Source organism: Aeromonas sp. DSM 116730 (genome assembly GCF_046581335.1).
Lineage (GTDB): Bacteria > Pseudomonadota > Gammaproteobacteria > Enterobacterales > Aeromonadaceae > Aeromonas > Aeromonas rivipollensis.
Map to the genome: position 1 here is coordinate 2,544,799 of NZ_CP144265.1, position 26,476 is coordinate 2,571,274.

A 26,476-nucleotide genomic window follows, 5' to 3' on the forward strand; every position below is an offset into this window, starting at 1 on the left:
AAATAAAACGGGAGCCGATATGGCTCCCGTTTTTTATCTGCTCATCGCAGGCACGACATCCGGGCATCACCCCTGATTGGCCGAATCCTCGTGTGCGGAGAATTCCCGCATAAAGGCCTCGGCCCGCTCCACCATCCTGGTAGAGCCGACGAAGTAGGGGGTACGCTGGTGCAGCGCCGTGGGCTGGATGTCCATGATGCGGCCAAAGCCGTCGGACGCCTTGCCACCGGCCTGCTCCACCAGGAAGGCCATGGGGTTGCACTCATAGAGCAGCCGCAGCTTGCCGTTCGGGGAGTTGGTGCCGGACGGATAGATGTAGATGCCGCCCTTGAGCAGGTTGCGGTGGAAGTCGGAGACCAGGGAGCCGATGTAGCGGGAGGTGTAGGGCCTGTGGGTCGCCTCGTCCCGCTCCTGGCAATATTTCAGGTACTTCTTCACCCCGTCCGGGAACTTGATGTAGTTGCCCTCGTTGATGGAGTAGATCTTGCCCTCCTCCGGGATGCGGATGTTCTCGTGGGAGAGGCAGAAGCAGCCGATGGAAGGGTCGTAGGTGAAGCCGTTGACCCCAAAGCCCGTGGTGTAGACCAGCATGGTGGAGGAGCCATAGACCACGTAACCGGCGGCCACCTGGCGGTTGCCCGGTTGCAGGAAGTCCTCCAGGGTCACCCCGGCGCCCGGCTTGCTGACCCGGCGATAGATGGAGAAGATGGTCCCGACCGAGACGTTGACGTCTATGTTGGAGGAGCCGTCCAGGGGGTCTATCAGCACCACGTACTTGGAGTGACGGGAGAGCTCGGAATCGAAGGAGACGAAGTCCTCCTCCTCCTCGGACGCCATGCCGCACACCTCGCCACGGGCCTCCAGCGCCGCCTTGAAGCGCTCATTGGCGTAGACGTCCAGCTTCTGCTGCACCTCCCCCTGCACGTTTTCGGCCCCCATGGAGCCGATGATGTCCGCCAGCCCCGCCTTGTTGATCTCCCGGTTCACCACCTTGGCAGCCAGACGAATGGAGCTGAGCAAGGAGGTCAGCTCGCCGGTCGCGGTAGGGTAGTCCGCCTGCTTTTTGACGATGAACTCGCCCATGGTGATCATGTTTCGCATTCTTGTTCCTTTAAGATCGTTTCCGTTGGCCGTTGAAAACGTTTGCAAGTGTCGGCAAAAAAAGTGCCGATCCTCGGCAGCGTTGTTTTGTAACCTAATGTAACGCCTGTTTTTTGTTTTTGCAGCGAATTAAGCCGCCGTATAAATCGCCAGAAAACCCCGTCGACAGGGGTCCTAGCGCTGAAAAACGGGCTTCAATCGGCGTCTTTCATCATGTTAATTCGTGACAAGAATGCCATTTCACCCCGCCCCTCCCCATCCGGTTCTCTCCCCTGGTGCCAGCCGCTCCCCCTCTTGAGATCTCGCCCTCAATCCAGCACACTGGCTCGGCTTTGGAAGCAAAAAAACATAAGGATATTCAATGAAAAGGACTCTCATTGCCGGCGCGGTTGCCGCCCTGATCTCCCTCCCCGCCCTGGCGGCCCAGGTGCCCGCAGGCACCAAGTTGCTACCCAGTGCCCAGCAAACCTTCGTGCGCAACATAGGCACAGAACCCGCCTCCATCGACCCCCAGATGGTGGAAGAGAGCGCGGGCAGCGACATCGTCAACGACCTGTTCGAGGGGCTCTACACCCTGGATGGCGACGGCAAGCTGCAGGCGGCCGGCGCCCTTGGTTACGAACTCGATGACACCGGCACAATCTACACCTTCAAGCTCAGACCCGATGCCAAGTGGTCCAACGGCGAGCCGGTGACGGCGGCGGATTATGTCTATGGCTGGCAGCGGGCAGCAGACCCCAAAAACGCCTCCAACTACGCCTGGTTCATCGAGCTGACCGGCGTCGCCAACGCCAGCGAGGTGGTGCAGGGCAAGAAGAGCCCGGATGCCCTGGGGATCAAGGCGCTCGATGATCACACCCTGCAGGTAACCCTCAAGGCCCCGGTCCCCTTCTTCCTCAAGACCCTCTCCCACTACACCACCTTCCCGGCCCCCAAGGCCACCATAGAGAAGTTTGGTCATGAGTGGGTCAAACCGGGCAACATAGTCTCCAACGGCGCCTTCGCCCTCAAGGAGTGGACTCCGAACGAGCGCCTCATCGCCGAGCGCAATCCCCACTACTGGGACAATGAGCACACTGTGCTGAACAAGGTGATCTATCTGGAGATCGTCTCCGATACCGCGGCCTACAACCGCTATCGCGCGAGCGAGCTGCACTACACCACCTATCCCCTGGAGCAGTATCAACAGATCAAGCGCCAGAGCCCGGACGATCTGGTCAGCGCCCCCATGCTCGCCACCTACTACTACGTGTTCAACACCCAGCGCAAACCCTTCGACGACGTCAGGGTGCGCAAGGCGCTCTCCCTTGCCATCGACAGAGACACCATCACGGAGAAGATCCTGGGACAGGGGCAGCTCTCGGCGTTCAGCCTGACCCCGCCGAGCGTCGATGGCTTCGAGCTCAAGCGCCCGGCCAGCGAGCTGATGAGCAAGGAGGCGCGGATCAAACAGGCCAAGGCGCTGCTCGCCGAGGCGGGCTACGGGCCGCAAAATCCGCTGGATGTGGACATCCTCTACAACACCAACGAGGGGCACAAGAAGATAGCGTTGGCCATCTCCTCCATGTGGAAGCACAACCTGGGGGTCAAGGCCGAGCTCAACAACATGGAGTGGAAGACCATGGTCTCGGCCCTGAACGAAGGGGATTTCGGGGTCAGTCGCTATTCCTGGAACGGGGACTACAACGATGCCTCCACCTTCCTCGACATCATGACCTCCAGCAGCAGCGCCAACAGCGGCAAGTGGTTCAACAAGGCCTATGACGCCCTGCTGGCCAAGGCCCATGACGCCAAGGATCCGGCCGAGCGCAACCGGCTCTATCAGCAGGCCGAGGCGCTGATCGACGAGGAGGCCCCCATAGCCCCCGTCTACTTCTATGTGAAATCACGGCTGCTCAAGCCCTTCGTCAAGGGCTACCCCTACCATAACCCGCAAGATCTGGTCTATGCCAAAGACCTCTATCTGACGGCGCAGTAAGCGCCCCCCAGATAGCAAAAGACCGCCTCCAAGGCGGTCTTTTCGTTCAATCTTCCTGGCAGCCGGCCATCGCGAGCCGGGCCCGCCGCCGCACGACCACGGGTTTGACCAGCAGTTGTGCCAGCAGCACCCCCAGCAGTGTCATGCCGCCGCCGATCAGGTGATAGCTGGTGAGCGTCTCTCCCAGCCAGCTGATGGCCAGGGCCGCCGTCATCACAGGCAACAGGTTCATGAAGATGGCGGTGCGGCTGGCCCCGAGCAGGGCTATCCCCTGCATCCAGAGCCAGGGGGAGAGGGCCGAGGTCGGGATCCCCGCATAGAGGATGAGCCAGAGCGCGCTGCCATCCGGCCACTTGCCGTCCACCAGCAGGTAGAAGGGGGTGAGGAACAGCAGGCTGCAGAGCACCTGGCCGTAGAGCATGGACCAGTTGTCGAGCCCCAGATCCCAGCGCTTGAGCAGCACGCTGTAGAGCGCATAGGTGGCCGCCGACAGCAGCATGTAGATGGATCCGATGTGGATGCCCTGGGTGAAGAGCCGGGTCGGATCCCCCTGCCCCAGCAAGATGGCGAGCCCCAGGATGGAGATGACACCGCCGACGAGGGCCCCCCAGGTGGGGCGCTCGCGCAGCAGCCAGATGCTGAGCAGCACCGTCATCAGCGGGGTCAGCCCCATCATCAGCCCGATCTCGGTGGCCCCCAGGGTCTGGGCCGCGTAGTAGCCGAAGGTCTGGTTCAGCACCATGCCGAGCAGGGCCAGCATGGCCAGCCGGGAGAAACCGGCCCGCAGCTTGTCACGCATGCGCCAGGCCCGCCGCGCGAGGAAGGGGGTCAGCACCAGGGCCGCCACCATCCAGCGCGACCAGGCCAGGGCGGCCGGTGAGAGCACCCCCACCGCCAGCTTGCTGACGATGCCGTTGCCGGCCCAGATGGCCATGCAGGAGAAGGGGAACAGGAAAGCAAGGGGCATCGCTATGTCCAGAGAAAGGGGGCGGATATTTCGCGGGAGTATAGAGAGGCAAACAGGATAAGCAAGCACCCTGATGCGGGGCGCGGCAACCTTATTCGAAAATCGATTTGAAGAGGCCTGAGAGGTGTCACAGAGGCCCAGATGCAATCATGCCCGCACTGGGCGGGCATGAGGGGGAGATGACACCATAGATGCGATTCAAGCGGCATCCATGTGCAGCCTCGATATCAGCTCGTTGACTTCGAGCACCGTCTGACGGTGGGGAATATCGGCTTGCAGTGGCATCATCAGCAGGCCCGACTGGAAATCGAAGCGCCCCCTGCCGTGGATGTAGATCCGTCCCTTGAAGAAGGTTTTGACATGTTTTGCCACCATCAGTGGCAGGTACTTCTTGAACACTCTCATCGTTTGCAACCTCTTGCAGTTGTATCCGTATGACAGCAGCTTATGCGAGATAATTCCGTTAAATTTGTATAAAAAACCGGAAAAATCGACTCTCTCTTCCCCAAAAAACCAATCTGTAACTTTTTATTAACTTTTACCGTATTGTATGCGGTCCTTCCAGCCAGAGCAAGGCCCCCTTGCCATCTTGCCACTCGATGCAGGCCAGGCCCGAGGTGGCAAACATGGGCGCACCCGCCGCCGGACAGAGGCTCTGCACCAGATACCCGACCAGGGGCAGGTGGCTGACCATCAGGATGTTGTCGTGGGTCGCCGCCAGCGCGGTGAGATAACTCGCCACGAAGGCCGGATCCCCGTAGGGGGTGATCTCGCCGCTCTCCTCGACCTTGAGGGCCTCGGGCAGCTCGGCAGAGATGGCCTGCCAGGTCTGTCTGGCACGCAGGTAGTTGCTGTGGATCACCAGGCTCAGGGAGCCGGCCAGCTGAGGGGCCAACCAGCTCGCCATGTGGATGGACTCTTCGATGCCTTGCTCGGTCAGTGGACGCTGTTCATCAGTCTTTGCGTTCATGCCAGCCTGGCCATGACGCATGATGTAGATTTTCATTACAACCTCGCCCAGGGGGCCTGTTTAAATAGCGGGGGGATCTTACCCCGCCATGCAGGGGGAAACAATTGCGCTACCTCTCAGAAAAGGGTTTGCCTCGTGAGATAGCGAGGTCGATAATCATGTTTAAATTCAAATAAATTCACCGCGAGTCACGCCCCAATGAGCCCATATGCCAGTCCCAACGACCATCGGCGGTATCACTATCTGGAGCTGGCAAACCGGCTCAGGGTCTTGCTGATCTGCGATCCCGAGACCGATAAATCGGCCGCCTCCCTGGCCGTCAACACCGGCCACTTCGATGACCCTGTCGATCGCCAGGGTATGGCCCATTTCCTTGAGCATATGCTGTTCCTCGGTACCCGTACTTATCCCAAACCCGGCGAATACCAGCAGTTCATGAGCCGCCACGGGGGCAGCAACAACGCCTGGACCGGCACCGAGTTCACCAACTTCTTCTTCGACATCGACAACGGCTTCTTCGAAGCGGGGCTGGATCGCTTCTCCCAGTTCTTCATCTGCCCCACCTTCGCCCCCGAGTGGGTCGACAAGGAGCGCAACGCGGTCGACTCCGAATACCGCCTCAAGTTGCAGGACGATGTGCGCCGCAGCTATCAGGTGCACAAGGAGACGGTCAACCCGGCCCACCCCTTCTCCAAGTTCTCGGTCGGCAACCTGGATACCCTGGCGGACTTGCCCGGCCGGGATCTGCGCTCCGACCTTATTGCGTTCTACGAAAGCCACTACAGTGCGGATCGCATGGCGCTGGTAATGCTCTCTCCGGCATCCATTGAAACCCAGCTGGCCTGGTGTGATCGCTTCTTCAGCACAATTCCGGATCGCCGCCTGGGCCCCCCCGCCCTCTCGGCGCCCCTCTACCGGCTCGATGATCTCGGCATCCGCATCCAGATAGCGCCGGTCAAGGAGATCCGCAAACTGGCGCTGACCTTCCCACTGCCGAGCGTGGATGCCCTCTACGACAAGAAGCCCCTCACCTTCCTGAGCCACCTCATCGGCTACGAAGGGGAAGGCAGCCTGCTCTCCCTGCTCAAGGCGAGAGGCTGGGTCAACCAGCTCGCCGCCGGAGGCGGCATCAGCGGCGCCAACTTCAAGGACTTTGGCATCAGCTTCGGTCTCACGCCCCTCGGGCTTGCCCATGTGGACGACATCATCGCCGCCCTGTTCGGCTACCTGAAACTCATCGAACGCCATGGCCTGCAGGCCTGGCGTTATGACGAGAAGCGCAGCGTGCTGGAATCCGCCTTCCGGTTCCAGGAGCGGGGCCGGGCGCTGGACACCGTCTCCGGGCTGGTGCTCAACCTGTTCAGCTATGCCCCGGACGATCTGCTCCACGGCGACTACATGATGCGCGAGTACGATGAGCCCCTGATCCGGCGCTTCCTCGCCAAGCTGACCCCCCACAACCTGCGCGTCACCATACAGGCGCCGGAGGTGAGCACGGATCGCCTGGCCCGCTGGTATCAGACTCCTTACAGCGTCCAGGCCATCACCGAGGCCGAGAAGATCCGCTGGCAGCAGAGCGAGCCGGATCCCGCCCTGCATCTGCCCTCCCCCAACCCCTTTATCAGCAACCGCCTCGATGCCAGAACGCCGTCCCTCAGTGCCGACATGCCGGCCTGCCTGGTCGACCGCCCCGGCTTTCGCCTCTGGCATCTGCACGAGCATCTGTTTGGGGTGCCCAAGGGGAGCCTCTATATCTCCATCGACAGCGAGCATGCGGTCAGAAGCCCGCGCCACATCGCCATGGCCAGGCTGGCGGTGGAGCTGCTCACGGATCACCTCAATGCCCTCACCTACCCGGCCGAACTCGCCGGGCTCGGCTACCAGATCTATGCCCATCAGGGGGGCTTTACCATCAACCTGAGCGGCTTTGCCGACAAGCTGCCGCTGCTGCTCGACATGATCCTCGGCAACCGTACCCTGGGCTATCCGGATCCGGCTCGCTTCAGCGAAATCAAGGAGCAGCTCATCCGCAACTGGGAGAACCAGTCCAAGACCCGGCCCATCTCCCAGCTGTTCAACCAGCTCACCAGTTTGCTGCAACCGAACAACCCGCCGTTCGAGCAGTTGCTGCGCCACCTGCGCACCATAGCACTCGACGAAATGCCCGACTTCGTCGCCCGACTCTTTGCCGAGGTGCACATAGAGACCCTGGTGCACGGCGACTGGACCGCTGCCGAGGCGCTTGAGCTGGCCGCCCTGCTGGAGCGTCACCTCGGCGTCAGCAGCCAGCCCAGCGCCGAGACCCGCCGCCCCCTCATCTCCATTCAGGACAGGGGGACCCTCATTCGCGAGCAGGGGTGCGATCACGAAGACTCGGCGCTGCTGGTCTATTACCAGTCCCGCACCACCCGGGCGCGGGATCTCGCCTGCTTCACCCTGGCCAACCACATCATGTCCTCCACCTTCTTCCACGAGCTGCGCACTCGCCAGCAGCTCGGTTACGTGGTGGGGGCCGGCAACCTGCCCTTGAACCGCCATCCCGGCCTCATCTTCTATATACAGTCGCCGGTGGCGGGGCCGCAGATCCTGCTGGATGCGGTGGAGGAGTTCATCGATCTCTTCCCGCTGGCCATGCTGGAGTTCACCGAGCAGCAGTGGCAGGACAGCAAGGCGGGCTTGCAGGCCCAGCTCAGCGAGCGGGATGCCAACCTGCGCAGCCGCGGCCAGCGGCTCTGGGTCAGCATAGGCAACAAGGATCTGGGCTTCGATCAGCGGGAGCGGGTGCGCGAGGAGGTGGGCAGGCTCAGCCGCGCCGATCTGGTGCGCTTTATCACCCAGTTGCGCTCACGTACCTCGGACCGGCTGATCCTCTGCAGCTATGGCCTGGGCCACGAGCATGACGAGCGGATCACCGGCCAGTTCATCGACGATCCCAAGGCGTTCCGGCTCAATGCCGCCACCTTCGAGGCCTGATCAGGCCTCGATACCCGCCCCATTCCCCCGTCCCACGACAGATTGCAGACAATAAAAAGCCGACCCCTGGGGGTCGGCTGGAAAAACCATAATCAATTGCGACCAGAGCCGCCAAAAGTGAACATGAGCGTGAAAATCAGACACTGAGTCGATGAACGGCCGAATGGTTCAAACCAGAGCGTATCGGTCGACACCTGCAGTGATTGAGAAACAGCCTCATCTTAGGCATTCCACCGATTTGTCACGTTGATCTATGTCAAAGGAGGTAACAAAGTGTCGCGCGCCTGCGGCTTTATCAGGCGGGATCACATTGTCACCTCAGCCCCGACGGATCAGGCGATAAGCCACCTCATCGAAATAGGAGAGCTGCCCCGAGAGCACCCTGGGGTGATCCAGCTCGGCGGCGCGCCCCAGCACCTCCACGCTAAAGTCGCGCTCAAACAGGGTGCGCACCTCCATCTCTCCCACCGAGAACGGCGGCTGTACCTGCTGCTCCGGCTGATACTCAAGCGTCACCAGCAGCACCTTACCACCCGCCTCGATAAGGCGGCTCATCAGGGTCGCATACTGGTGGCGCATGGCCGTCGGCAGGGCGATGAGAGCGGCCCTGTCATAGGCGAGCCGGTAGCGGCGTCCAAGCTCGGGGGCGGCGAAAAAATCCCCCTGATAGATGCGCAGATCGTCGTGCTGGTGACATTGATAGGGGCCCACCTCGGTCAGTGCCTCGGTCAGGCCGTTTTCGCTGAAAAACTGGCTGATGGCCAGGGCCGAGAGTTCGAAACCATCCACCGGATGCCCCTGACCGCTCAGCCAGAGCAGGTCGCGGGACTTGCCGCACAGGGGCACCAGCACGGGCTCACCCTGCTGCTGGGCCGACCACCAGGATTGCAGCCAGCGGTTGAAATCTGCCTGATGAAAGCCAATCCGGTTCTCTTTCCACTTCTGATGCCAAAACGCCGCTTCCATCATCATCCTCTCGTCATCTGAAATGATGCATCAATATCACAACTTCATCGGGGCGGCGCAACCCTTGTTGCCCCCTGCCCCGCCTTTTTGCAAAACAGAGGGTTGCAACTTCAGCGGGGGCCGCGCGAGGAGTCATTTCCAAGATGCTCATCTCCTGGCCAGGGACTAAGGCCCTGCTCCGGGAGCAACAGCTCGATGACACCTAAGCGGCCTCATTCAGGCACAGGCAGGCTCCGCCGTCATGGTGGTCGCCACGGCGTCTATCCGGGCAACAATCTCTGCAAACGAGGGGCGCTGCAACACAGCCTCCAGGAAACACTCTTCGGCCAGTGAGTGAAGCGCCCCAAGCGCCTTGTCATTGGGGTGGCAGCGCGCCAGCAGCTCCTCCAGCAGGCAGCCAAAGGCCCTGACCTCCAGACGCTCGAGCCGGGCAGCCCGCTCACGGTCGGCGCAGTCATAACAGGAGGCGGCGCCGAAATCCCCGAGCAGCACCCGGCCCTGTTCCTGAACAGAGTGCAGCAGAGAGTGCAGCAGGTTGTGGGCGTAGAGATCCCCGTGCAGTATCCCCCTCTCATGCAGATGCCGGGCGGCGGCGGCCACCCCCTGCACCATGGTAATCAGGGCGTTCGGGGTGAAGGTCAGATCCGCCGGATAGACATCCCGGGTGCAGGAGTCCAGGCTCGGCGGCCCCGCCAGATTGACAAACCGGGGGTCTATCAGCGTCATCACCAGGGTCGGCATGCCGGAGGGGTGATCGCTGACTCGGCCCACCACCCCGATGAGGTTGGGGTGCCTGCCTGCGGCGAGCGACACCGCCATCTCGCAGCGAGGGAGGCCATCGCTGGTCACGGCCCCCTTGAAGAGCTTGACCGCCACCCCCTGCGTCCCCTCATCGGAGAGCAGTGCTGCGCTGTGGATAACCCCGGACGCCCCCTGCCCCAGTAGCTCCCCCAGCGTCAGCGCCTGCCAGGGGATCTCGGCCGCGGCTGCCGTCTCGCCCAGTTGGCGCTCCTGCTTGTCGCTAAAGGGATTGCCTGCATAGGCCAGCCAGGCGAGGCGTGGCAAACCGAGCAGCCACTCGGGAAGCGCCTCCAGCCGGTTGGCGGCGATGCGCAGCAGCTCGAGCCGATGGCAATTGGCCAGAGTCTCTGGCAAGGCGGTCAAGCGGTTGCCCGCCAGCATCAGCTTCTGCAATCCGGCGCACTGGCCCAGCTCGTCCGGCAGTCGTTCGATGACGTTGTCGGTCAGGATCAACCAGCGCAAGCCAGCAGGCAGGGATGCGGCCGAGACAGTGGCAATCCGGTTGGCCTTGAAGCCCACCATGGTGAGTGCCGGGCAGCGCCCCAGCACCTCTGGCAGTTCGGTAAAGCGGTTCTCGGAGCAGAATATGATGCGAAGCTTCTTGAATTCGGCCAACTCGTCAGGAAGCCGACTCAACTGGTTGCCGGTAAGATCCAGCACCTCTAGGGTCTCTTTGAGGCTCAGGATCTCGGGGGGAAAAACCGTCAGGTTTTCGGCGAGTTTGAGGTGGCGGGCACCGCACAGTTCACCAGTGCGCAGCTGTTCCAGAGTATGCATAACCGTTTCTCAATCTTGTCGTGGCCCTGCCTAGCGGCGCTAAAGCAGACCATATGGCACCGCCGGACATGGGCCCGGCGGTTTTAAAGGGGGGCATTATAGAGAATTGGGATCGAGATCGCCTGTTTTGTTACAGATGGCCGCTAGAGCCATCGGCCTCGTGGTGGGTGCCAACCCCGTCGCCTTGATGATCCCCTGCCACAGAGTCATCCAGCAAAACGGCAAGCTTGGCGGCTATCACTGGGGCGAAACCCGCAAACAGGCGATACACGCCTGGGAAGCAGCGAGGTATGAGTGAACGTGGCCTTTTCTGCTCGGTCTGATGAGGAAAACAGGAGTGTTGGTGGTGAGTCAGCAGACAATCAGGCAGCGCCAGACAAGCGTGAGGCGATATAAAGCGGGGAGATCAAAAGAATCGGGGCGCAGATCACCCCTTTTTTTGCTTTGGCGAGGCATGGTGCTCAGCGACACCCCAGCGGAGTGACGAAGATACGTAGGGTGCAATAAGCGCAGCGCATTGCACCGTTTTCAGAGCGGCATTTTGGCAAGCTATAAGGAAAAAAAGTAGAGGTGCAATTTCATTGCACCCTACGGCGACTACGGCTAATTCCATTACCTATTCGATTGGATCATTTTTTGATATCCACCATAGAATCCCCAACACTTAAAACTCCTCCTCTTGGTGGTCAGAAGCTACACCAGACCACTCCCAACATATTGAATCCAAGTCATCAACAACTTCGTTAATAATTGCATCAGAAGCAATTCCTTCAAATTCATTTACTATTTCATCTCTCGCATAATATGGACCACCCCATATATACTGGTAACCACCCTCTCTTGATTCATATGGGCAATTGTGAGCTGGATCTTCAAAATTAGAAAAGAACCAAGACTTCATTTCTTCAATTTTTTCATCATTGCTTAGAGCGCTAAATCTTTGCGCTTCACTTCTTCTCTTATCTTGCATCGCCTGCACAAATTTTTTATACGCTTCTTTTCGTTTGTTTTCTGCAATCAAGGCCTGTTCGATGAGGTCTTGCTTCATCTTGAATATTTCTAGAAGCTTAGATAAGCGTATTATATGAAGTGTATTCCCTTCAGTACATCTTCTAAACTCATCGATTAGCTCATATCGAGGAAGAAACTCAGACCCATTTGATTGATTCCACCAATCTGGCTTGATATCTTCGGTTACAAAAATAATATCTCTCTTCTTGCTAGCCCCTATTTCGAGTAAGCTTAACCAGATTGCTAAATCTCCGATTCCGCCATCATCCTTGCTCGCATCTTTATAACCGGGAGGGATCTGTAGTGCAAACCTCCTTTCAAGCTCTTTAACTAAGTCCTCTTTTGATTTTGAGTGTTCAATTAAAACATTAGGCTTGAAAAGCTCTGAATACATTGAACTAACCGGGTCATTCCACTCCCATGAGCGCATTGTGCTAGCCAGCTTATCAATCGCCTTATAATAAATACCTTCTATTTTTTCTAACTCAGAAAAAGCTGCATCCAGCGCTTTCTTTTCTTCTAAACTTTCAAGAATTGGATAATTTAAGTTGCTTCTCGATTTCCCGGATTTTCTCTGGAGAACAGAGTTATATATTTCAGCCAATTTTTTATTTCTATTCCTTGCAAACTCTCTAGCTACACGCTTCGGAATAAACAATCTGTCATTGCATATAAGCTGATTGTATAATCCTTTTAACTGCTCTAGGCCTTCACTTCCCATTGAATAGGGCAATAGTAGAACATTCGTATCAAAAACAATCAGTGCATTCTCGTAGCTATCATTCAACTTCTTGAAAGTTGTTGTAAATATACCCTCAGCATCGGGAAAGGCCTCTTCTAATGCAAAATTTACTAGTTCCTTACTCGTCATTTGTTTTTTCTCGCTCATCACGATATGCCATCCTTAGATAGTTCAAGGGTAATTAAATAGCGGAGTGTATTAATCATATAACAGTGTTTTTAACAAAAGACCGTTATGTTTTTATGACCACCAAAAAATTCATTATAAATAATAATATTTCCAACCAGCCTCTGGCATCTTGGCATATTCAATTACCCTCCGCCTTTAGCTATACCACTAGCTGTGTAAAAATACTCAAAAAGTCGACCATGGATAACTTTGGCAAAACTACCGCCTTTTATGACAGACCAAGACTTCTACTTTTTACCTGTAGTGCGTATTGGTGACACAAACAGTTTCCAAATGATAATCATAACGAGCAAGGCAGATAATCAAAAGTGTGAGATGACAGTTTCCTGAGCAAGATCAACAAATAAATACCAATGCTGGCCGCATATCAGCGGTGCCAGCTCGTAGATAAAGAAAAGACGCCCTAAGGCGTCTTTTCTTATTGCTGGACGTTGGAGCCAACCGTTTGAGAGCTTTTCCCCTCTCCGTCTTGCCCCGCAACCCAATCAGATCGGGGTGATGGAGGTGATATGGGCCGACCCATCCAGAGACTGGAAGATCTGCACCACGGCTTCCCCGTGGATCGGGTTGGGCAGCGGCACCGTGGTTTTGCATTTGAAGCGGTAGTTGGTACCGGCGACGACCTGGGTGGAGACTTCAAAGGGTTGGTACTGCACCCCGACAAATCCTTCCAGCGCCTGGTTGAATACGGCCTGATCCTTGGCGCTCAGCTTGTGGTAGGCAGTCCATCCGCCCAACAGCACTGCTTGTTCTGACATAACAAACCCTCCGTGATCTCTTGTCCCTACTCGTTTGGCTGTTCGGGTTCCGCCCCGTTGATTCAAGTGGTGTCCGGACTCCACCGGGGTGCCATCAGTGCCGCTTGGCGTGATGACGATGGGCCAGTGTTCGCGGCTGTCTGCACGTGAACGTAAACCCTCCCCCTTGCCACGAGCGATTGATGATAACGGGCTCAATTGGCAAGAGAGAGCCTAGTGCGGGATCGCGAAAATGCCCCTGTCACATATGACAGGGGCAAAGCGGCGAAAAAGCTGCTCGGAAAAAGAAGATGTGTGGCGCAAACGATTGGAAAAAGAAAAGACGCCTCAAGGGCGTCTTTTTGACAGTTTTGCATTATCGGCAAGGAAAGCGGTGAGCGCTTATTCCCATTCAATTGTAAACAAAAATAAAAACACCAAAAAAATCAATGCATTACATGTTACCAGACACTAAATACCATGATAAAAACCATAATTTTTATAATTATTCAGGCAACTCACTATGCATTGGCGATTCATGGCTATCTCTAATATCGCCCACCTGCAGACTCATAACAACCGGCTTCCAAGAACACTCAAATCATACTCTGGATCAAAAAAACACGTTTCTACCCTTGTGCCTAATGACTCTCAAAAGCACTACATGTATGATTAAGAAATGGCATCAAGCCTATATGTTGTGGTTAGTTGCATACAGCAACTTCACCATGAACATGATGATGCCATCAAAAAACATGGACGTTTTGGAGGACGGTGACTTGAGCAAGACAGACAACAGTAAACCCACTCAGGGACGGTACAATACCAATCTAGAAACAAAAATGATTGTCTGGGTACAGTCGGCTGGACACTGTGAGCTATGTGGAAGCAATCTCACAAAGGATTATCGTGCCGGTACGCGAATGAAGTGGGGGGAGGTGGCTCATATTCTGCCCGCCAGCCCCAAAGGGCCACGTGGTACTGAAGGGCATGACAACACCACCGCACAGGAACGGACCAACGACCCTGCTAACCTGATGCTGCTCTGTCCTAACTGCCATGACAAGATTGATCGTGATGCTGATGGCTATCCTCAGGCAGATTTGAGCGGCCTGCATGACGCATATCTGACTCGTATCCGGCTTGCCGCAACAACGCCGGATGGTGGTCGAGCGATCCCGGTGATCGTGCTCAGCCAACATTTTGCAACAACCAATGACATACAATCTCGCGACCTCTTAGTTACTATGTCAGCAGAAGGATTAACGGCAATTGATGATCCAATCCGGATTGTTTTTCCAGCACCTGGGCCACGTGGCAGAGATTATATTTACTGGGCGCAAATAAAAGACAAAATCCTTTATGAATTGGAAAGGCAGCTAAACCGACGTGGAGGACTCCACAGTGACACGCCAACGCTTGCTGTTGTAGGACTTGCTGATATTCCCGCGCTCATTCTATTAGGACAGGCTATAGGGGATCGATCAAAGCGACTACTTTTCTCGTACCATCGTGAGCATCAATTGCGTTGGGCTGATCAATCTGCAACGCCGCCTCAATTTCTATTCACTCCCCCCCCCCAGGGGGACGGCCCAGTAGCACTGGTCTTGTCGATTTCTGCGCAAATCCCTCATCGTGATGTGACCGCGACATTACAGAATGCTCGCATTGCGGAACTGACCATTCCAGAACCCAGTTACATGATGGTCCAAAACCGGCGTGTGATTCACGCATTTCGCGATGCACTGCAAATCCGATTGAGCCAACTTGAGGCAATGACCACCGCTCCCATCTGCGTCTTTTCAGCGATTCCTGCAGCTTGCGCTATCGAGTTTGGAGCACTCTTGACGACACAACACCAACGTCGATACGACATCTTTGATCGAGATAAAAATAGCGATAACCAGTTTAAACCAGCACTACAGTTGGGTCTCACGGCCCAGGAGGCCCAATCATGCTGATGATCGATGAACAGACTAAACGCGACAGCTGGCAACACCTTTTGCTTCGTGCTGCACACGACATTTCGCTGTCGGCAGCACAGTACAGCAAGATCGATGAACGCTACTCCCAGCTAGAGAAAATCCTCTCTGCCTCTAGTGACCCCCTCTTGGCGGGCGCACATATTTTTGTGCAAGGATCTATCAAATTACAAACAACGATCAAGCCTGTGCCCGACGCTCCTGGAGAGATGAACACCATTGATGCCGATGCGGTAGTCTGGCTACCACATGCTCAAGGTGCGAGTGCCGATGTGGTGTTAGAGGCGATTGAGAAACGATTCAAAGAAGGGAGCCGCGTCAAGGAGGACATTCAGCAGCTACGGCGTGGTATCCGTATCGTTTACGCTGACGATGCACCAGGTTTCCACATTGATGTCACGCCCGCACGTGCAACATATGGCAACCCCCAAGAAAAGGGCGAAGGTAAGTTGGAGGTACCTGACCGGCAAACGGGCTGGAAAGCGAGTAGCCCCATTCCCTATTCCCAATGGTTGGAAGAGGCCTCGACCCATCAAATTGTTGCCTTGGAAAGCGTCGGATTGAACAAGCGAGAGCTGGTATTTGATGCGGCAACACAAGATCCCATGCCCACTTACGAAGATTATATAGACCAAGATCCACTCCGAGCCACCATCAAGCTGTTGAAGCGACACCGTGACGAGTGGGCTATACGGACCGAGAATGAGGCTGTCCGACCCATTTCGGCGGTGATCACCACATTGGCGACGCATGCTTATCTAGATGTGGTGAAAACGTCACAGTCACAGCCAATAAAACCACTGGATGCGATCGTGCAAATCGTGGACAGAATGACGGCGTTCATCGTGCAAAAGGGCGATGAGTATTTTGTGTGCAACCCTGCAGATCATGGCGAAAACTTTGCAGAAAAGTGGAACAGACCTCAGGAAGGGCAATGTTACCGCCAAGCGTTCTATAAATGGCATTATGAGGCGCGTCAATCCGTGCTCTTAGGACTGGGGAATTTCGACTCTACCGAGGCTTTTGCGGATGCATTTAAGAAGAGCTTTGGCATGGAATCGACCTTCATCAGCGTGGTAAATAACGAACTTCCGGCTAACTGGACGATGCCAGGGAGGCCTAATGGTACCACTCGTAACACCGTGTTGATGGGATCTATGTTTGGCACAAACACCGCCTCTGGCCACTCACAGGCGAGTGTCAAACCGGTTGAACGCCTTGGCTAATCATGATGAGAATGCGCTGGAGCGCGGCATAGCGGCACTGCAGCGTGCTTTAGGCAGTGAGGCTGCCGCGTCTCTTCTGCAGCCAGCCCCAAAGCGAAGAGGTGAAGCCGCTAGCTTTTACTTTCCTCTTCCAATCGACTACACCGGTCAAGAACGACGCCTACGCATTGGTTTTCCCACCAACTTCCCTCGTGGGCTACTGCAATTAGAGGTTGAGCCCTCGCCTTGGCTAGTGTGGCCGCACGCGATGAAGTCTGGATTGTGCCTGCATGGTTTTCAGCAACGGCCTATTACTGGCTCTCCAGAATTTGTAGTGCAAGATAGCCTTGCACGTGTGGCAAGTATTGTGTCTCTCTCTTGCATAGACGCCAATAAAGCACTGCGTGATGCCGAGTTCCAAAAAGAAGTCACCTCATATTGGTCGATGCAGCTTGAGCGCGCTGCGCAGAACATCATTTTATTGGACAGACCCCAAGTCGCATCCGCGCTTTTTGCGCTAAGTGATCCACGCAACGTCGTGCCGTCTGGACGGGAAACAGTATGGTTAGCGGCACAACTATCTGTGCTTGAGCGACATTACAGGCGCATAGTGGGGCGTAGTGCAAAAGTCCGTGCAGCGCAAAGCCCAGGATTCTACGTAAAGCTTCAAAGTCATCCCGCTCTACGCATGCCTGCACCGGCTCACTTGTTACCATGGCTAGTCCCCCACTTAGCACCCGCAGATGCAGAGATGTTGTTATCTTGGTTCCATGAACGTGGCTCACTCACCAATCGATGGATTGCGTTGGCATTACCAGGGGAAAACGACGCGTCGATCTATTGTCTCAATGTTCGCTCTTACAGTGCCCAACCAGAGCGAGGGGCCAGATTTAACCTGCGGACCTTGCGACGCCAACCTGCCACCGCGGTGAGCGATGCCCCGAAACAAATCCGCGCGACCACACTGGATGTGCTTGATCGGACGGCGATTCTCTCCCGCGACCAGAGTGGTGCTACCCATGCCCTTGAGCACGCGCGGGTTGTGTGTATTGGTGCAGGCTCTCTCGGTAGCAGCGTTGCGTTGCAGTTAGCACGAGCCGGTGTCGGCCATCTCACGATCATCGACTACGACAAACTGGAAGCCGCCAATCTGGGCAGACATGTTCTGGGGGCTGATGATCTCGGTCGGATGAAAGCGGAAGCGCTGAGGGATAAAATTCGCCAAGACCTCCCTACTATCGATGTGACCTCTCATTCAACCTTCGCTGAATGGGTCATGTTTAGATGTCCAGACGTTTTCACGAGGGCAGATCTGGTGATCATCACGACCGCAGATTGGCTTTCAGAAGCCACGTTTTGGCGTGAAAAATCTGAGGGAACATCTTGGGGATTGCTCCAAGCATGGAGTGAGCCTCACACACAGGTTGGTCACGCGCTCTTCGCTCCCACTGGTGCATTTGATGCTCAATATTTATTCCGGGAAAACGGCGATTTCAAGCATAAGTTCACCGACTGGCCGGATGGCGGTATCGTTGCTCTACCAGGATGTGGTGAAAGCTTTATTCCTGGTGGCGCCATCGGGATGATGAATATTGCCTTAATGGTGTCACAGACTGCGCTACGTGTATTGCGCGGGGCACTTGAACGCACCACGTGGGTCAGCAGCATAGACCGGCCACAAGATATCATGGCGTTGGGTGGTGCTTATCTTGGCCCCGCACTGCCAGCGGATATGCAACAAGTGCAACTAGAACGAGAGTGGCCTGAGATGGAAACCCTATCATGACGTCTGTCGCGTGGCGCTGGAGATGGTCCGGGGTCAATGCAGAGCTCTTAGTCTCCCAAGACGTTGCCAACGTCCTTGATAGCCATAGGCAGCAACCATCAGGGGTGGAGTGTGGAGGACAGCTATTCGTTAATCCCGCCACGCCTGACGGCTTACTGCTTGCATTCGCGACCCCACCGCACCCTTCGGACCGCGCAGGCCTAACTTGGCTAGAGCTGGATGTGCACCGCTGTCAGCTCGAGACAAAGCAGGCTAATGCACAAGGCCTGCGTTTGGTTGGTTACTGGCATACACATCCCCAAACTGTCCCGGAAATCTCCCTCACCGATATACGTAGTTTCTCCGCATTTGCTGCGCGTTACCGGCAGGATCTACCCAATCCAATGGCTGTTATCGTCGGTCAATCCCCCCACCCTGAAGGGATTAAGGCATGGTCTTTTAGAAATGGTATGTATATTGAAGCGACTAGGGCTAGGTGATAACTAGATCTGCACAGACATGCAATCATTGCCTACACCTGTTTGCTAACATGAGTGCGAATAGCTCAGCTTGGAAAAGGGCATCATCTAGAGCGTTGTGATTAGGTCTCCGCAAGGGTGTTAAGCAAGCAGTCATATAAGAAGACTTTGTCTCTTTCCAGATGCAGCCGGTCGCTCCCATAAAGTAGGCCTTCATATCAATTGCTGTAAATCCAAAGGGGTTGTATCCCAAATATTTATGGAAATAGTAATTCACAAATGACCAGTCGAAAGGAGCATTAAGTCCCACGAAAACTACAGGCTGACCTGCTTCTGCAACAGCACTAATCCATTGAGCAAAGGCACGCATGGCCTCTTGTGGGGGGAGCCCTTCACGCTTTAATACGCCGAGATCCAGACCTGATACTGCAACGGCTTCAGGATCATGTTTCACGCTATCGGGCTGAAGCTCAAGATAAATCGATGTCTCTGGTTCGGTGACAAGGCACGCACCAATAGACAGCAGACTAAACTCACCGGGTATCGGTCCAGAAGTTTCAACATCAACTGACACGTAGTATTCTTGGTTTCTCATCACATCTCCTATAAATGTTTTAAGACAAAACTGCAAATGTAGTAGTCGTGAACAAATTGTGCGCTATCAAGCATGACTTGAAGAACAAGGATGCCGCTTCGATTATGTCAGCCATCTGATTCGAGCCAAGAGCAATGCTTCCAATCAAACTGGCAGGAAAATCTACACAGAATCTACTAAGGCCAAGAGTATGAACCAAGCCTTGCTAAGCAACAGCATACCCCAAAGAGCCAGAAGACTTACAACCAAGGAGCTCGCAGAGCTTCGTCGAGACATGGCCGAGTCATCAGCCAAGATGCGGACAGAATTGGCCCGTAGACGGAACGATTGCCCGACTCAACAAGGTTTGTGATCACCAGCTTAGAGCTGACAAGCCACGCAGGGCAGGAAGTACGTTGAGCGCCGCAGGTGCGAATAAGGGACAGTGAAGAGAGTTAACCGGCTTGCCGGTTAGCTAACTTCACACATCCTGCCCTCAGATCAGCCTTGTTTCTCTCGGGGATACTCAATAGGAAAGGGCTGTTATCGCAATACATAGGATTAAGTAATGTACTTACGCCAGGAAAAGATATAAAAACAGATAAAAATCCATATAAAACAGTAAAATACGAATCAAAGTCACATACTTTACTTAGCTAAACCCAATAACTTTACACATAGTTTCCATGCACTTTCCTACGATCTCCCCTCAGTCAACTTATAGGGCTAGATCCTTTCCTGGCGTTCAATTATCGGCCTCTGGCCGATTACGCAGTCCGACAAGGTGTAACCGTCCGCATAAAGCGGACGGTTACACCGCCTGGGGATCCTGAGATATCCTGAATATCCTGCCAAAAGAGTAAAAAATCGGGCGGGTGTGAGGCGCCATCGGGCGGGTGCGAGACGCCATCGGGCGGGTGTGAGACGCTATCGGGCGGGTGTGAGACGCTTTATCCTATTTTCAGCATCTATTGCTATCCCAACCTCATGCAATTTTTCCGCATCTTCCCTGAGCCTGTAACGCTCATTTCGTATCTTTTTGCTATTGAGATTTTCACCGCACACTGCGCGAATCAGGGTGTCAACATGCCATCCTCCGGTGGGATCATGCTTGTGGGTCAATATATGGCGAGCAATAGCTTGGCTAATACCGTGCCGCAAACGGGCAATGGGGGCCGGATCGTAGTACAGGCTTAGGTCGTGCTCCAATAGCATGACCAGTGCAATACCAAGCCGAACTCTCCATAAGTTCCGCTCCCCTCCCGTCAGAGGATCAAGGCGTGTCATCGGTGAAGGGATAACATGATCTATCAAACCACCGATTATTGGAAAATCGAACTGTGACGTTTCAATAGTTACGGTTGCTGCTCGCAGCTCAGTCAGTAATTTCTCAAGCTGGAAGAGGCTATACCGGCTGTCTGACAGCGTTTTCCGCACTTTGGCAGGGTCTACCAGAAGTTCGACACCACCATCGGACACATCGCGGCGACGTTCGGCACAATACAAGATTGCCTCAACAACATCTGCGTGCCGCTGGCCTAGCCTCCCCTGAATAGAACAACGGCCAAAGGATGTCTTCATCCAATTTGCCTCCCTCATACTCGGGCGTTGAGTCGCCTGGTAGATCATCACTCGTGCCTGCGCGCTGGTACTGGTTGGAACGACCTTGTTACCAATTGTCATCAGCGCCCTCCAGAGCAATTTCCGATTTCTTGAACGGCAATACTTCTTTAGTTTTACGCCGTCTCTCCAACACAGCCGGCTTGAGTACGCCCCCCTCATGTCGGCGCAGCCAACGTTCGGGAAAAGGTGCTCCATAGTTGGCTTTGCTGACGCCAAAGCGGACGAAGTAACCTCGTTGGCCGTCGTTGACCCCCAACTCTTCGGCTTCCTTTGGCGTCATCCCCGAAAGGTAGGATTGCCAACGGATGTTATCGACCAATACAGATGAACCACGGCTGGCCTGCTGTTGATCACCAACCCCCATCATGGTCGCCCCCTTGCTGGAATGATGGAGAAATACGATAGCGCAGCCCGTTTCGACAGCGATGGCCTCCATCCTGCCAATCACCTGCGACATTGGCCCACTGGCGTTCTCCTCCTCGATATGGAAGCGCCGCAGAGTATCCAGAATCAGCAGACGTCGGCCATCAGCAACCTGTATAAGTCCGTCGAACCACGCCGAAGACATAATGTCAGGACACCGACCAATCAGCGGCTCAATCAGTAATCCATCAGCTACCGCCTGCTGCTCTGTAAGCGTGAGATGTGCACCCAATACATGTAACCGATGATGAATCGTGGCGGTCGGATCTTCAGCTGGCAGATAAGCCACAGCCCCTGTCAGGAATTCACCGATCTTCAGTAGATCTGGGCCTCCAGCAATCTGTGTCGCAAGCTGTAAGGCCAACATGGACTTACCCGCCCCACCAGGTGAAACAATTGCGCCTACAGTTCCCGCAACCATATTCGGTAGGACGTAATCAATAGGCGGCGGCAGCTCAGTAAAAGCGACCATGAGATCGAGGGCCATGCTATTAACCTCCAATAGTCTGGCCGGGGCGTGAAGCATGGAATCCTGAAGACTTACGCTCTTCAATCCATTTTTCGACTTCCGATAGATCCCAAGCAACATTTCTGCTTGTCAGCGCAATACGGCGCGGGAATTCTCCCCGCAGCTCCATGTTGTAAATTGTTCGCGCAGAAAGTGGGATCATGTCCAAAAGTGCTTTTCTATTAATCAGGGTCTTGAATGCCATTGTTTGCATGTGTTTGCCTCCAGCAACTAGTGAAGGCTTGATAGTGCCAAGCAATACAACTTGAGTAAGCGTATTAATTGGCTAAAATGGTTGACATGAAAAAAGCACCAAAGATAGTCATCTGGGAAAACTGCGATCATCACATTTCGGCTGCCATCCAGCAGTTTGAAGAACTCTGGCTGCCATACTCGCTATCATCACGCCGCTACCCCATCCTTCGCTTGATCAAGGAAGTCCTCGACCACGCTGTAAATAGCTACATAAAGACTCTTCCAGCAAACTACACAGGGTATCTTCCTGGTGCGGCGGTCGGTGTACCTTTCAGTGAAATTGTCAGACTGGTGGGGCTAGAGGCCATGGTCCGTATGCAACGTCAGTTATTGCGACAGTTCATCAAAACTGAAGACCAGCAAACGACGAGAGACATGTGCTTTGTCGCTACGCTTGAATCTTTGATTGGATTAGTCTGGTGCTGTGCATGCAAATCTCCCAAAAGGTCTACCTCCCAAAAAGGTGTCAACCTGAATAAGCAACGAAAACATGGATTTTGCGAATTCTGCGGGAATATGACTGAGTTTGCCACCTTTATGGCAACGGTGGAGGAGAACCGGATCAATAATTCCGAACTCGAAGATCACAAGAAATTAGAACTCAGTCACCAGTATTGCAGTGAGCATCGACCCAAGCTGGTAACTGGTGAGTGGAATCCTTTATACAGACAGGCAAAACGCTCTCTAGCGAAGTTTAATATCGAACTTGCCAGACTGACTCATCAGTGCACCAACCGATCCAGACCTAACGCACTATCAGGCAATGAACTGATAGATAAATACTTTTTCCAATTGATGCTGAAATTAACCTTGCAGTCCGCAGATGAAGCCGAATTACGTAACTTGGCTCGTAGAATGGTGGACTCAAAATTTTCTGACACAAAAAAAATAATACTTGTCCTCAAACAGTTAGGATTGAATCAGACTGATATTGGGAGACGAATACTAACCGTTAAACAAAAACCAATGACGCGGCAAGCTATTTCCAAATCATTGCCATCTATTCGAAGAGAGTTTCTATTGTCACAATAAATAAATCATGAATAAACCGATAAATTAAAAGGGGAAGGTTGTGATTAAAGAGTTTACGCAAAAAGATGGTAAAAAACTAACACTATCAGAATCTGCAATCAAGCACATTATAGAGGGGGATTTTACCATAAGGCCAATTCAAGGGCATGATAACATGACTGTATTGCGAGGAGGATTACATACTTATGATGCATGGGTTAAATTCAAAAAAAACTATATCAACGAATTAGAGCACCTGCATTTTTTTCATAGTTTACAACATAAATATTGGTATTATGCAAGAGAGCTTGGAAACGGAGTTATTACACTAAGAATTCCCAGAGAACTATTTACTGGAAATGCGGCAAAAATAACAATGTACCCTGATGAATACTATAAATCAGGTTTTCTCTGGAAGACATTATTTCCTAAAGGTTATGACAGAGATAAAATTATAAAAGTTATAGAGGAGGCTTTAGATAATGAGGATATCCATCAGAGGAAAGCAGGGCAAATAATTGGTTACATAAATAAAAACAACCCACTACTAAAAATGAAAGTGACCATACAACATCATGGGAAAGAAATAAAATCTGCTTTTCCTGCTTGGACACAACCAAATTCAGGAAACAATGGTAAGCCATATAGTCACTACGATAACATAGGGTTTGTAATAGCACAATCAACAGAGTATTTCGATGATGAACATAAAATATCAACCATTAAAAATTTTCTTTTTCCTGGTTTTCCTATTATGGCAGAAGAGCTTCACCTTCATACCCCTAGCATCTTCACTACTAGGAAAAAACCTATAAAAAATGAATCACCTACTCTCAGAGCTGCTAATCGATTAAAGGAGTTGAAAGAGTTTATTGTAACTTATGAAGATAATAATTTAATCTATAAATATCTAAATGACTTCGCCTTAATCAAATATAACCCTGAGCTAGTTTCAGGTATTTACGCAAGTGCCAGATACGAAATTTCGGAGAGTCTTTCTTTCTTTAATACATTCCAAATTATCCAAAATTTTGTCGATGGATTATATTATTTGTACCTTACAAATCAAGAGCAAAGGCTAATTGAAACTATTGTTTTCATGTTAAACAACATGGTCTCGCATACTCTACTAGATATTTTATCTAAAAAAAGAATAATATCGGCAATGATCAACATTGTTTCATCCGCAAACATCCCTGAACTTTCTTATAAATTCGTCCTAGCCCTAGCAAAATCACCAATTAGGCGAGAAGCATACCTAGAATACAATTTGGATTCATTATCCAAAAAGAAATTAACTGAAAAAACTCCATTAGATCACTTTCCTGACGAACTAGTTATGATAGTAAATCCCAGCTTGGATATTAGCATAGAACGTCAGGACTTTATTGAAATTTTAAAAGAGATAATTGGCGAAACCTATACATTAAACTTTAATGAGGAGAAATTAAATTCCTTATTAGAAGAAACCCTCAATAATCAGTCAGAAAATTTCAATGTATTGATTGATGATTATCTATCTCACTCAACACCAAAAGATTTCATATCTCTATCGGAGTTTATAGGGGATATATTAAACTCTGCAGCAAAATATACTAATGGTGACAGAGAACAACTCATAGCAAGTGCTGGGTTAATCTTGAGAGATTACTGTAGAATTCAATTCGCTCATCGACAAAGAATCAACGCCAGATATATAAGCTATCATGATCACACAGCGGAAATCTACTTACCAATAGACAATGACCTTCTATTTGGATTTATTCTAAAACATGAACGTATAACCAACCACGTCAAGCTCGAAAACTTTACCAAAGCCATAATTAATTTTGCCAATATCATTTCCGATCAAGCGTTAGAAAATGATTCAAAAAACTTCATGGATAAAATTGGAAAAGATAGACCACCTCTTCCTGAAAAATTATGACAACGGAAATCAATTGATATATATTGGTATATAGCGCTCATTTTTATTCTTGAAGAATAATACACACCTAGTCAGCAGCCACATTTCACGAAAATGTGGCTGCTCTATTTTAAAAATTCAAACTGAGCGGTAAGAACAATCGGCCTGCTCTACATTGACCGAGTCCATTCATCAATCATATCCGCCCAATCCTGCAACATGGCTGTACGCTGCTCGCGATATTCAGCCTTGTTATATACAGCTCTCACGCCCTTTTGCTCATGAGCAAGGCATTTCTCGATCCAGTCAGTGTTATAGCCAGCTTCATGTAGTAGGGTGCTGGCGGTACGCCTCAGGTCGTGGGGCCCAAACTTGGCGAGCGGCTTGCCTTCTTTCTGTGCCAGTGTGTAGGTCATGGTCATCACCCGATTCAGGGTGGCACTGCTCATGGGCAAATCTGAGTCGTAACGGGATGGCAGTATATAGTCAGAGCCACCAGAGAAGGTCTTCAATGCGATCAGGATGTCTAGGGCTTGTCTGGATAGAAACACCAAGTGGGGTGTCCGCCGCTTCATCCGTTCTTTTGGGATGGCCCAAAGAGCCTCGCTGAAATTGATCTCGTTCCAGGTCGCATTAGTCAGCTCACTTTTGCGCACCATAGTCAAAAGCAGCAACTTTACCGCCGCACGGATAGAGGGCGATGTACCAATTCTCCCCATATATACATACATAAGCCGGATTTCTGCAGGCGACAAAGTTCGATCTCGCGGCTCAAATCTGGCGATGCTCGTTGGCCTCACAAGGTCAGCTGGGTTTTCAACCTTCTGCCCTCGCTCGATGGCCCAACGATAAATCTGCAGCACTATGTCACGGGTATGAACAGCCGTTGCTGGAGCACCTCGCTCCACGATGGCATCCGTCAGCATGCGCAAATCTTCATGGGTGATCTCGGTCAGCTTCTGGTTGCCAAATTTCGTTTCCAGTTCCCGAGCATAGACAGAGCGACGCATATCACGGGTGGAGTCCGCCATCTGGTAACCTCGCAGCCACTTTTCCGCCCAAGCACCAAATGTTTCAGCATCTTTTACCCGAGCCTTTTTACGGGCCTTCTCCTTAGCTGGAGACTTACCGTCGGCCACCATCCGCTTGGCTTCATTCAGTCGCTCGCGGGCTTCAGCCAAACTGATACCACCGACACCGTAGCGGCCAAAGGTGATCGTCTCTTGCCTGCCATTGATCGAGTAGTTGTAACGGAACGAGACCGAACCGGCGGGGGTAACAGCTACATAAAGGCCATCCCGGTCATTCACCTTGTAAAGTTTGTCCCTCGGCTTGAGGTTGCGTAGCTTGGTATCAGTCAGCAAAAGTCTTATCCTTCCTCGTATCCGATACCATGCTGAAAGATCACCCCAAAATTAGACAATAAGACCAATAAAAACAGTTAGTTAAATAAAATCAATACCATGAACATACAGGATCAAGCAGCATGGTATCGGCTATCACTCATGGCATCATGCCTCGATAATACCACCT

The 26,476-nt window shown here is 52.9% G+C and carries 22 protein-coding genes and 1 pseudogene; 10 read left to right on the top strand and 13 right to left on the bottom strand.

The features are described from left to right. Positions 1 to 66 precede the first annotated feature (66 nt). Positions 67 to 1,101 (bottom strand): class 1 fructose-bisphosphatase, encoded by a 1,035-nt coding sequence (gene fbp, locus Aeroheme_RS11640; RefSeq protein ID WP_411165887.1) that lies wholly within the window; start codon positions 1,099 to 1,101, stop codon positions 67 to 69. A 361-nt stretch (positions 1,102 to 1,462) separates the two neighbouring features. Between fbp and Aeroheme_RS11645 the strand changes: the two genes are divergently transcribed. Beyond that, positions 1,463 to 3,079, top strand: a complete 1,617-nt coding sequence (locus tag Aeroheme_RS11645) for a peptide ABC transporter substrate-binding protein (RefSeq protein ID WP_404835067.1) — start codon at positions 1,463 to 1,465, stop codon at positions 3,077 to 3,079. A gap of 46 nt (positions 3,080 to 3,125) precedes the next feature. Here Aeroheme_RS11645 and Aeroheme_RS11650 read toward each other — a convergent pair whose 3' ends face one another. From Aeroheme_RS11650 to sixA, 3 genes are all read right to left on the bottom strand, one after another. Continuing rightward, the gene (locus Aeroheme_RS11650; protein ID WP_106886942.1) at positions 3,126 to 4,046 is read right to left on the bottom strand and encodes a DMT family transporter; all 921 of its coding nucleotides are present in this window, start codon (positions 4,044 to 4,046) and stop codon (positions 3,126 to 3,128) included. A gap of 198 nt (positions 4,047 to 4,244) precedes the next feature. Further along, positions 4,245 to 4,451 (bottom strand): DUF1107 domain-containing protein, encoded by a 207-nt coding sequence (locus Aeroheme_RS11655; protein WP_005324080.1) that lies wholly within the window; start codon positions 4,449 to 4,451, stop codon positions 4,245 to 4,247. A gap of 133 nt (positions 4,452 to 4,584) precedes the next feature. Further along, entirely contained in the window at positions 4,585 to 5,052 is a 468-nt protein-coding gene (gene sixA, locus Aeroheme_RS11660) for a phosphohistidine phosphatase SixA (protein WP_025326806.1), read from the bottom strand. Between the two features lie 162 nt (positions 5,053 to 5,214). On the opposite strand from sixA, the gene Aeroheme_RS11665 reads away from it, so the two are divergent. Continuing rightward, complete coding sequence (locus Aeroheme_RS11665) at positions 5,215 to 7,989, top strand: insulinase family protein (RefSeq protein ID WP_411165888.1); 2,775 nt, start codon at positions 5,215 to 5,217, stop codon at positions 7,987 to 7,989. Between the two features lie 318 nt (positions 7,990 to 8,307). Here the strand turns inward: Aeroheme_RS11665 and Aeroheme_RS11670 are convergent, their stop codons facing one another. Together Aeroheme_RS11670 and Aeroheme_RS11675 are read right to left on the bottom strand one after the other, a co-directional pair. Continuing rightward, positions 8,308 to 8,955 carry a thiopurine S-methyltransferase gene (locus Aeroheme_RS11670; protein WP_234678175.1) on the bottom strand — a complete coding sequence of 216 codons (648 nt, stop codon included), beginning with the start codon at positions 8,953 to 8,955 and terminating at the stop codon, positions 8,308 to 8,310. 216 nt (positions 8,956 to 9,171) lie between these two features. After that, positions 9,172 to 10,533, bottom strand: a complete 1,362-nt coding sequence (locus Aeroheme_RS11675; protein WP_411165889.1) for a leucine-rich repeat-containing protein kinase family protein — start codon at positions 10,531 to 10,533, stop codon at positions 9,172 to 9,174. Between the two features lie 139 nt (positions 10,534 to 10,672). Between Aeroheme_RS11675 and Aeroheme_RS11680 the strand changes: the two are divergent. Beyond that, a pseudogene (locus Aeroheme_RS11680) lies at positions 10,673 to 10,831 on the top strand (methylated-DNA--[protein]-cysteine S-methyltransferase); the annotation flags it as partial. Positions 10,832 to 11,197: 366 nt separating this feature from the next. Here Aeroheme_RS11680 and Aeroheme_RS11685 read toward each other — a convergent pair. Next, positions 11,198 to 12,433: a PIN domain-containing protein gene (locus Aeroheme_RS11685; protein WP_411165890.1), complete on the bottom strand. Its 1,236-nt coding sequence runs from the start codon at positions 12,431 to 12,433 to the stop codon at positions 11,198 to 11,200. 527 nt (positions 12,434 to 12,960) lie between these two features. Continuing rightward, on the bottom strand, positions 12,961 to 13,233 hold the full coding sequence (locus Aeroheme_RS11690) for a hypothetical protein (protein WP_265435599.1): 273 nt from the start codon (positions 13,231 to 13,233) through the stop codon (positions 12,961 to 12,963). A gap of 232 nt (positions 13,234 to 13,465) precedes the next feature. On the opposite strand from Aeroheme_RS11690, the gene Aeroheme_RS11695 reads away from it, so the two are divergent. The 5 genes from Aeroheme_RS11695 (at position 13,466) to Aeroheme_RS11715 (ending at position 18,664) form a co-directional block, all read left to right on the top strand. Beyond that, the gene (locus Aeroheme_RS11695) at positions 13,466 to 13,687 is read left to right on the top strand and encodes a hypothetical protein (RefSeq protein ID WP_411165891.1); all 222 of its coding nucleotides are present in this window, start codon (positions 13,466 to 13,468) and stop codon (positions 13,685 to 13,687) included. A 193-nt stretch (positions 13,688 to 13,880) separates the two neighbouring features. After that, entirely contained in the window at positions 13,881 to 15,173 is a 1,293-nt protein-coding gene (locus Aeroheme_RS11700) for an SAVED domain-containing protein (protein ID WP_323582072.1), read from the top strand. Beyond that, positions 15,167 to 16,420: a nucleotidyltransferase gene (locus Aeroheme_RS11705; protein WP_323582071.1), complete on the top strand. Its 1,254-nt coding sequence runs from the start codon at positions 15,167 to 15,169 to the stop codon at positions 16,418 to 16,420. The genes Aeroheme_RS11700 and Aeroheme_RS11705 overlap by 7 nt, the downstream gene beginning before the upstream one ends. Positions 16,421 to 16,667: 247 nt before the next feature. After that, positions 16,668 to 18,185: a HesA/MoeB/ThiF family protein gene (locus Aeroheme_RS11710; protein WP_411165892.1), complete on the top strand. Its 1,518-nt coding sequence runs from the start codon at positions 16,668 to 16,670 to the stop codon at positions 18,183 to 18,185. Continuing rightward, positions 18,182 to 18,664 carry a Mov34/MPN/PAD-1 family protein gene (locus Aeroheme_RS11715; RefSeq protein WP_410198458.1) on the top strand — a complete coding sequence of 161 codons (483 nt, stop codon included), beginning with the start codon at positions 18,182 to 18,184 and terminating at the stop codon, positions 18,662 to 18,664. Before Aeroheme_RS11710 ends, Aeroheme_RS11715 begins: the two co-directional genes overlap by 4 nt. Before the next feature lie 25 nt (positions 18,665 to 18,689). Here the strand turns inward: Aeroheme_RS11715 and Aeroheme_RS11720 are convergent, their stop codons facing one another. The 4 genes from Aeroheme_RS11720 to Aeroheme_RS11735 form a co-directional block, all read right to left on the bottom strand. Beyond that, on the bottom strand, positions 18,690 to 19,238 hold the full coding sequence (locus Aeroheme_RS11720) for a 3'-5' exonuclease (RefSeq protein ID WP_323582069.1): 549 nt from the start codon (positions 19,236 to 19,238) through the stop codon (positions 18,690 to 18,692). Between the two features lie 906 nt (positions 19,239 to 20,144). After that, positions 20,145 to 20,900: an ABC transporter ATPase gene (locus Aeroheme_RS11725; RefSeq protein WP_323582068.1), complete on the bottom strand. Its 756-nt coding sequence runs from the start codon at positions 20,898 to 20,900 to the stop codon at positions 20,145 to 20,147. Beyond that, on the bottom strand, positions 20,887 to 21,750 hold the full coding sequence (locus Aeroheme_RS11730; protein WP_323582067.1) for a helicase RepA family protein: 864 nt from the start codon (positions 21,748 to 21,750) through the stop codon (positions 20,887 to 20,889). The genes Aeroheme_RS11725 and Aeroheme_RS11730 overlap by 14 nt, the downstream gene beginning before the upstream one ends. 4 nt (positions 21,751 to 21,754) lie before the next feature. Next, positions 21,755 to 21,985, bottom strand: coding sequence for a helix-turn-helix transcriptional regulator (locus tag Aeroheme_RS11735; protein ID WP_033134993.1), 231 nt, complete (start codon positions 21,983 to 21,985; stop codon positions 21,755 to 21,757). Positions 21,986 to 22,071: 86 nt separating this feature from the next. Here Aeroheme_RS11735 and Aeroheme_RS11740 point away from each other — a divergent pair, with 86 nt between their 5' ends. After that, a complete protein-coding gene (locus Aeroheme_RS11740; protein WP_323582253.1) occupies positions 22,072 to 23,058 on the top strand; it encodes a LuxR family transcriptional regulator in 987 nt (328 codons plus the stop codon). Positions 23,059 to 23,098: 40 nt separating this feature from the next. Further along, positions 23,099 to 24,964, top strand: coding sequence for a hypothetical protein (locus Aeroheme_RS11745; RefSeq protein ID WP_323582252.1), 1,866 nt, complete (start codon positions 23,099 to 23,101; stop codon positions 24,962 to 24,964). Positions 24,965 to 25,113: 149 nt separating this feature from the next. Here Aeroheme_RS11745 and Aeroheme_RS11750 read toward each other — a convergent pair whose 3' ends face one another. Next, positions 25,114 to 26,307 (bottom strand): tyrosine-type recombinase/integrase, encoded by a 1,194-nt coding sequence (locus Aeroheme_RS11750; RefSeq protein ID WP_323582251.1) that lies wholly within the window; start codon positions 26,305 to 26,307, stop codon positions 25,114 to 25,116. Positions 26,308 to 26,476 lie beyond the last annotated feature (169 nt).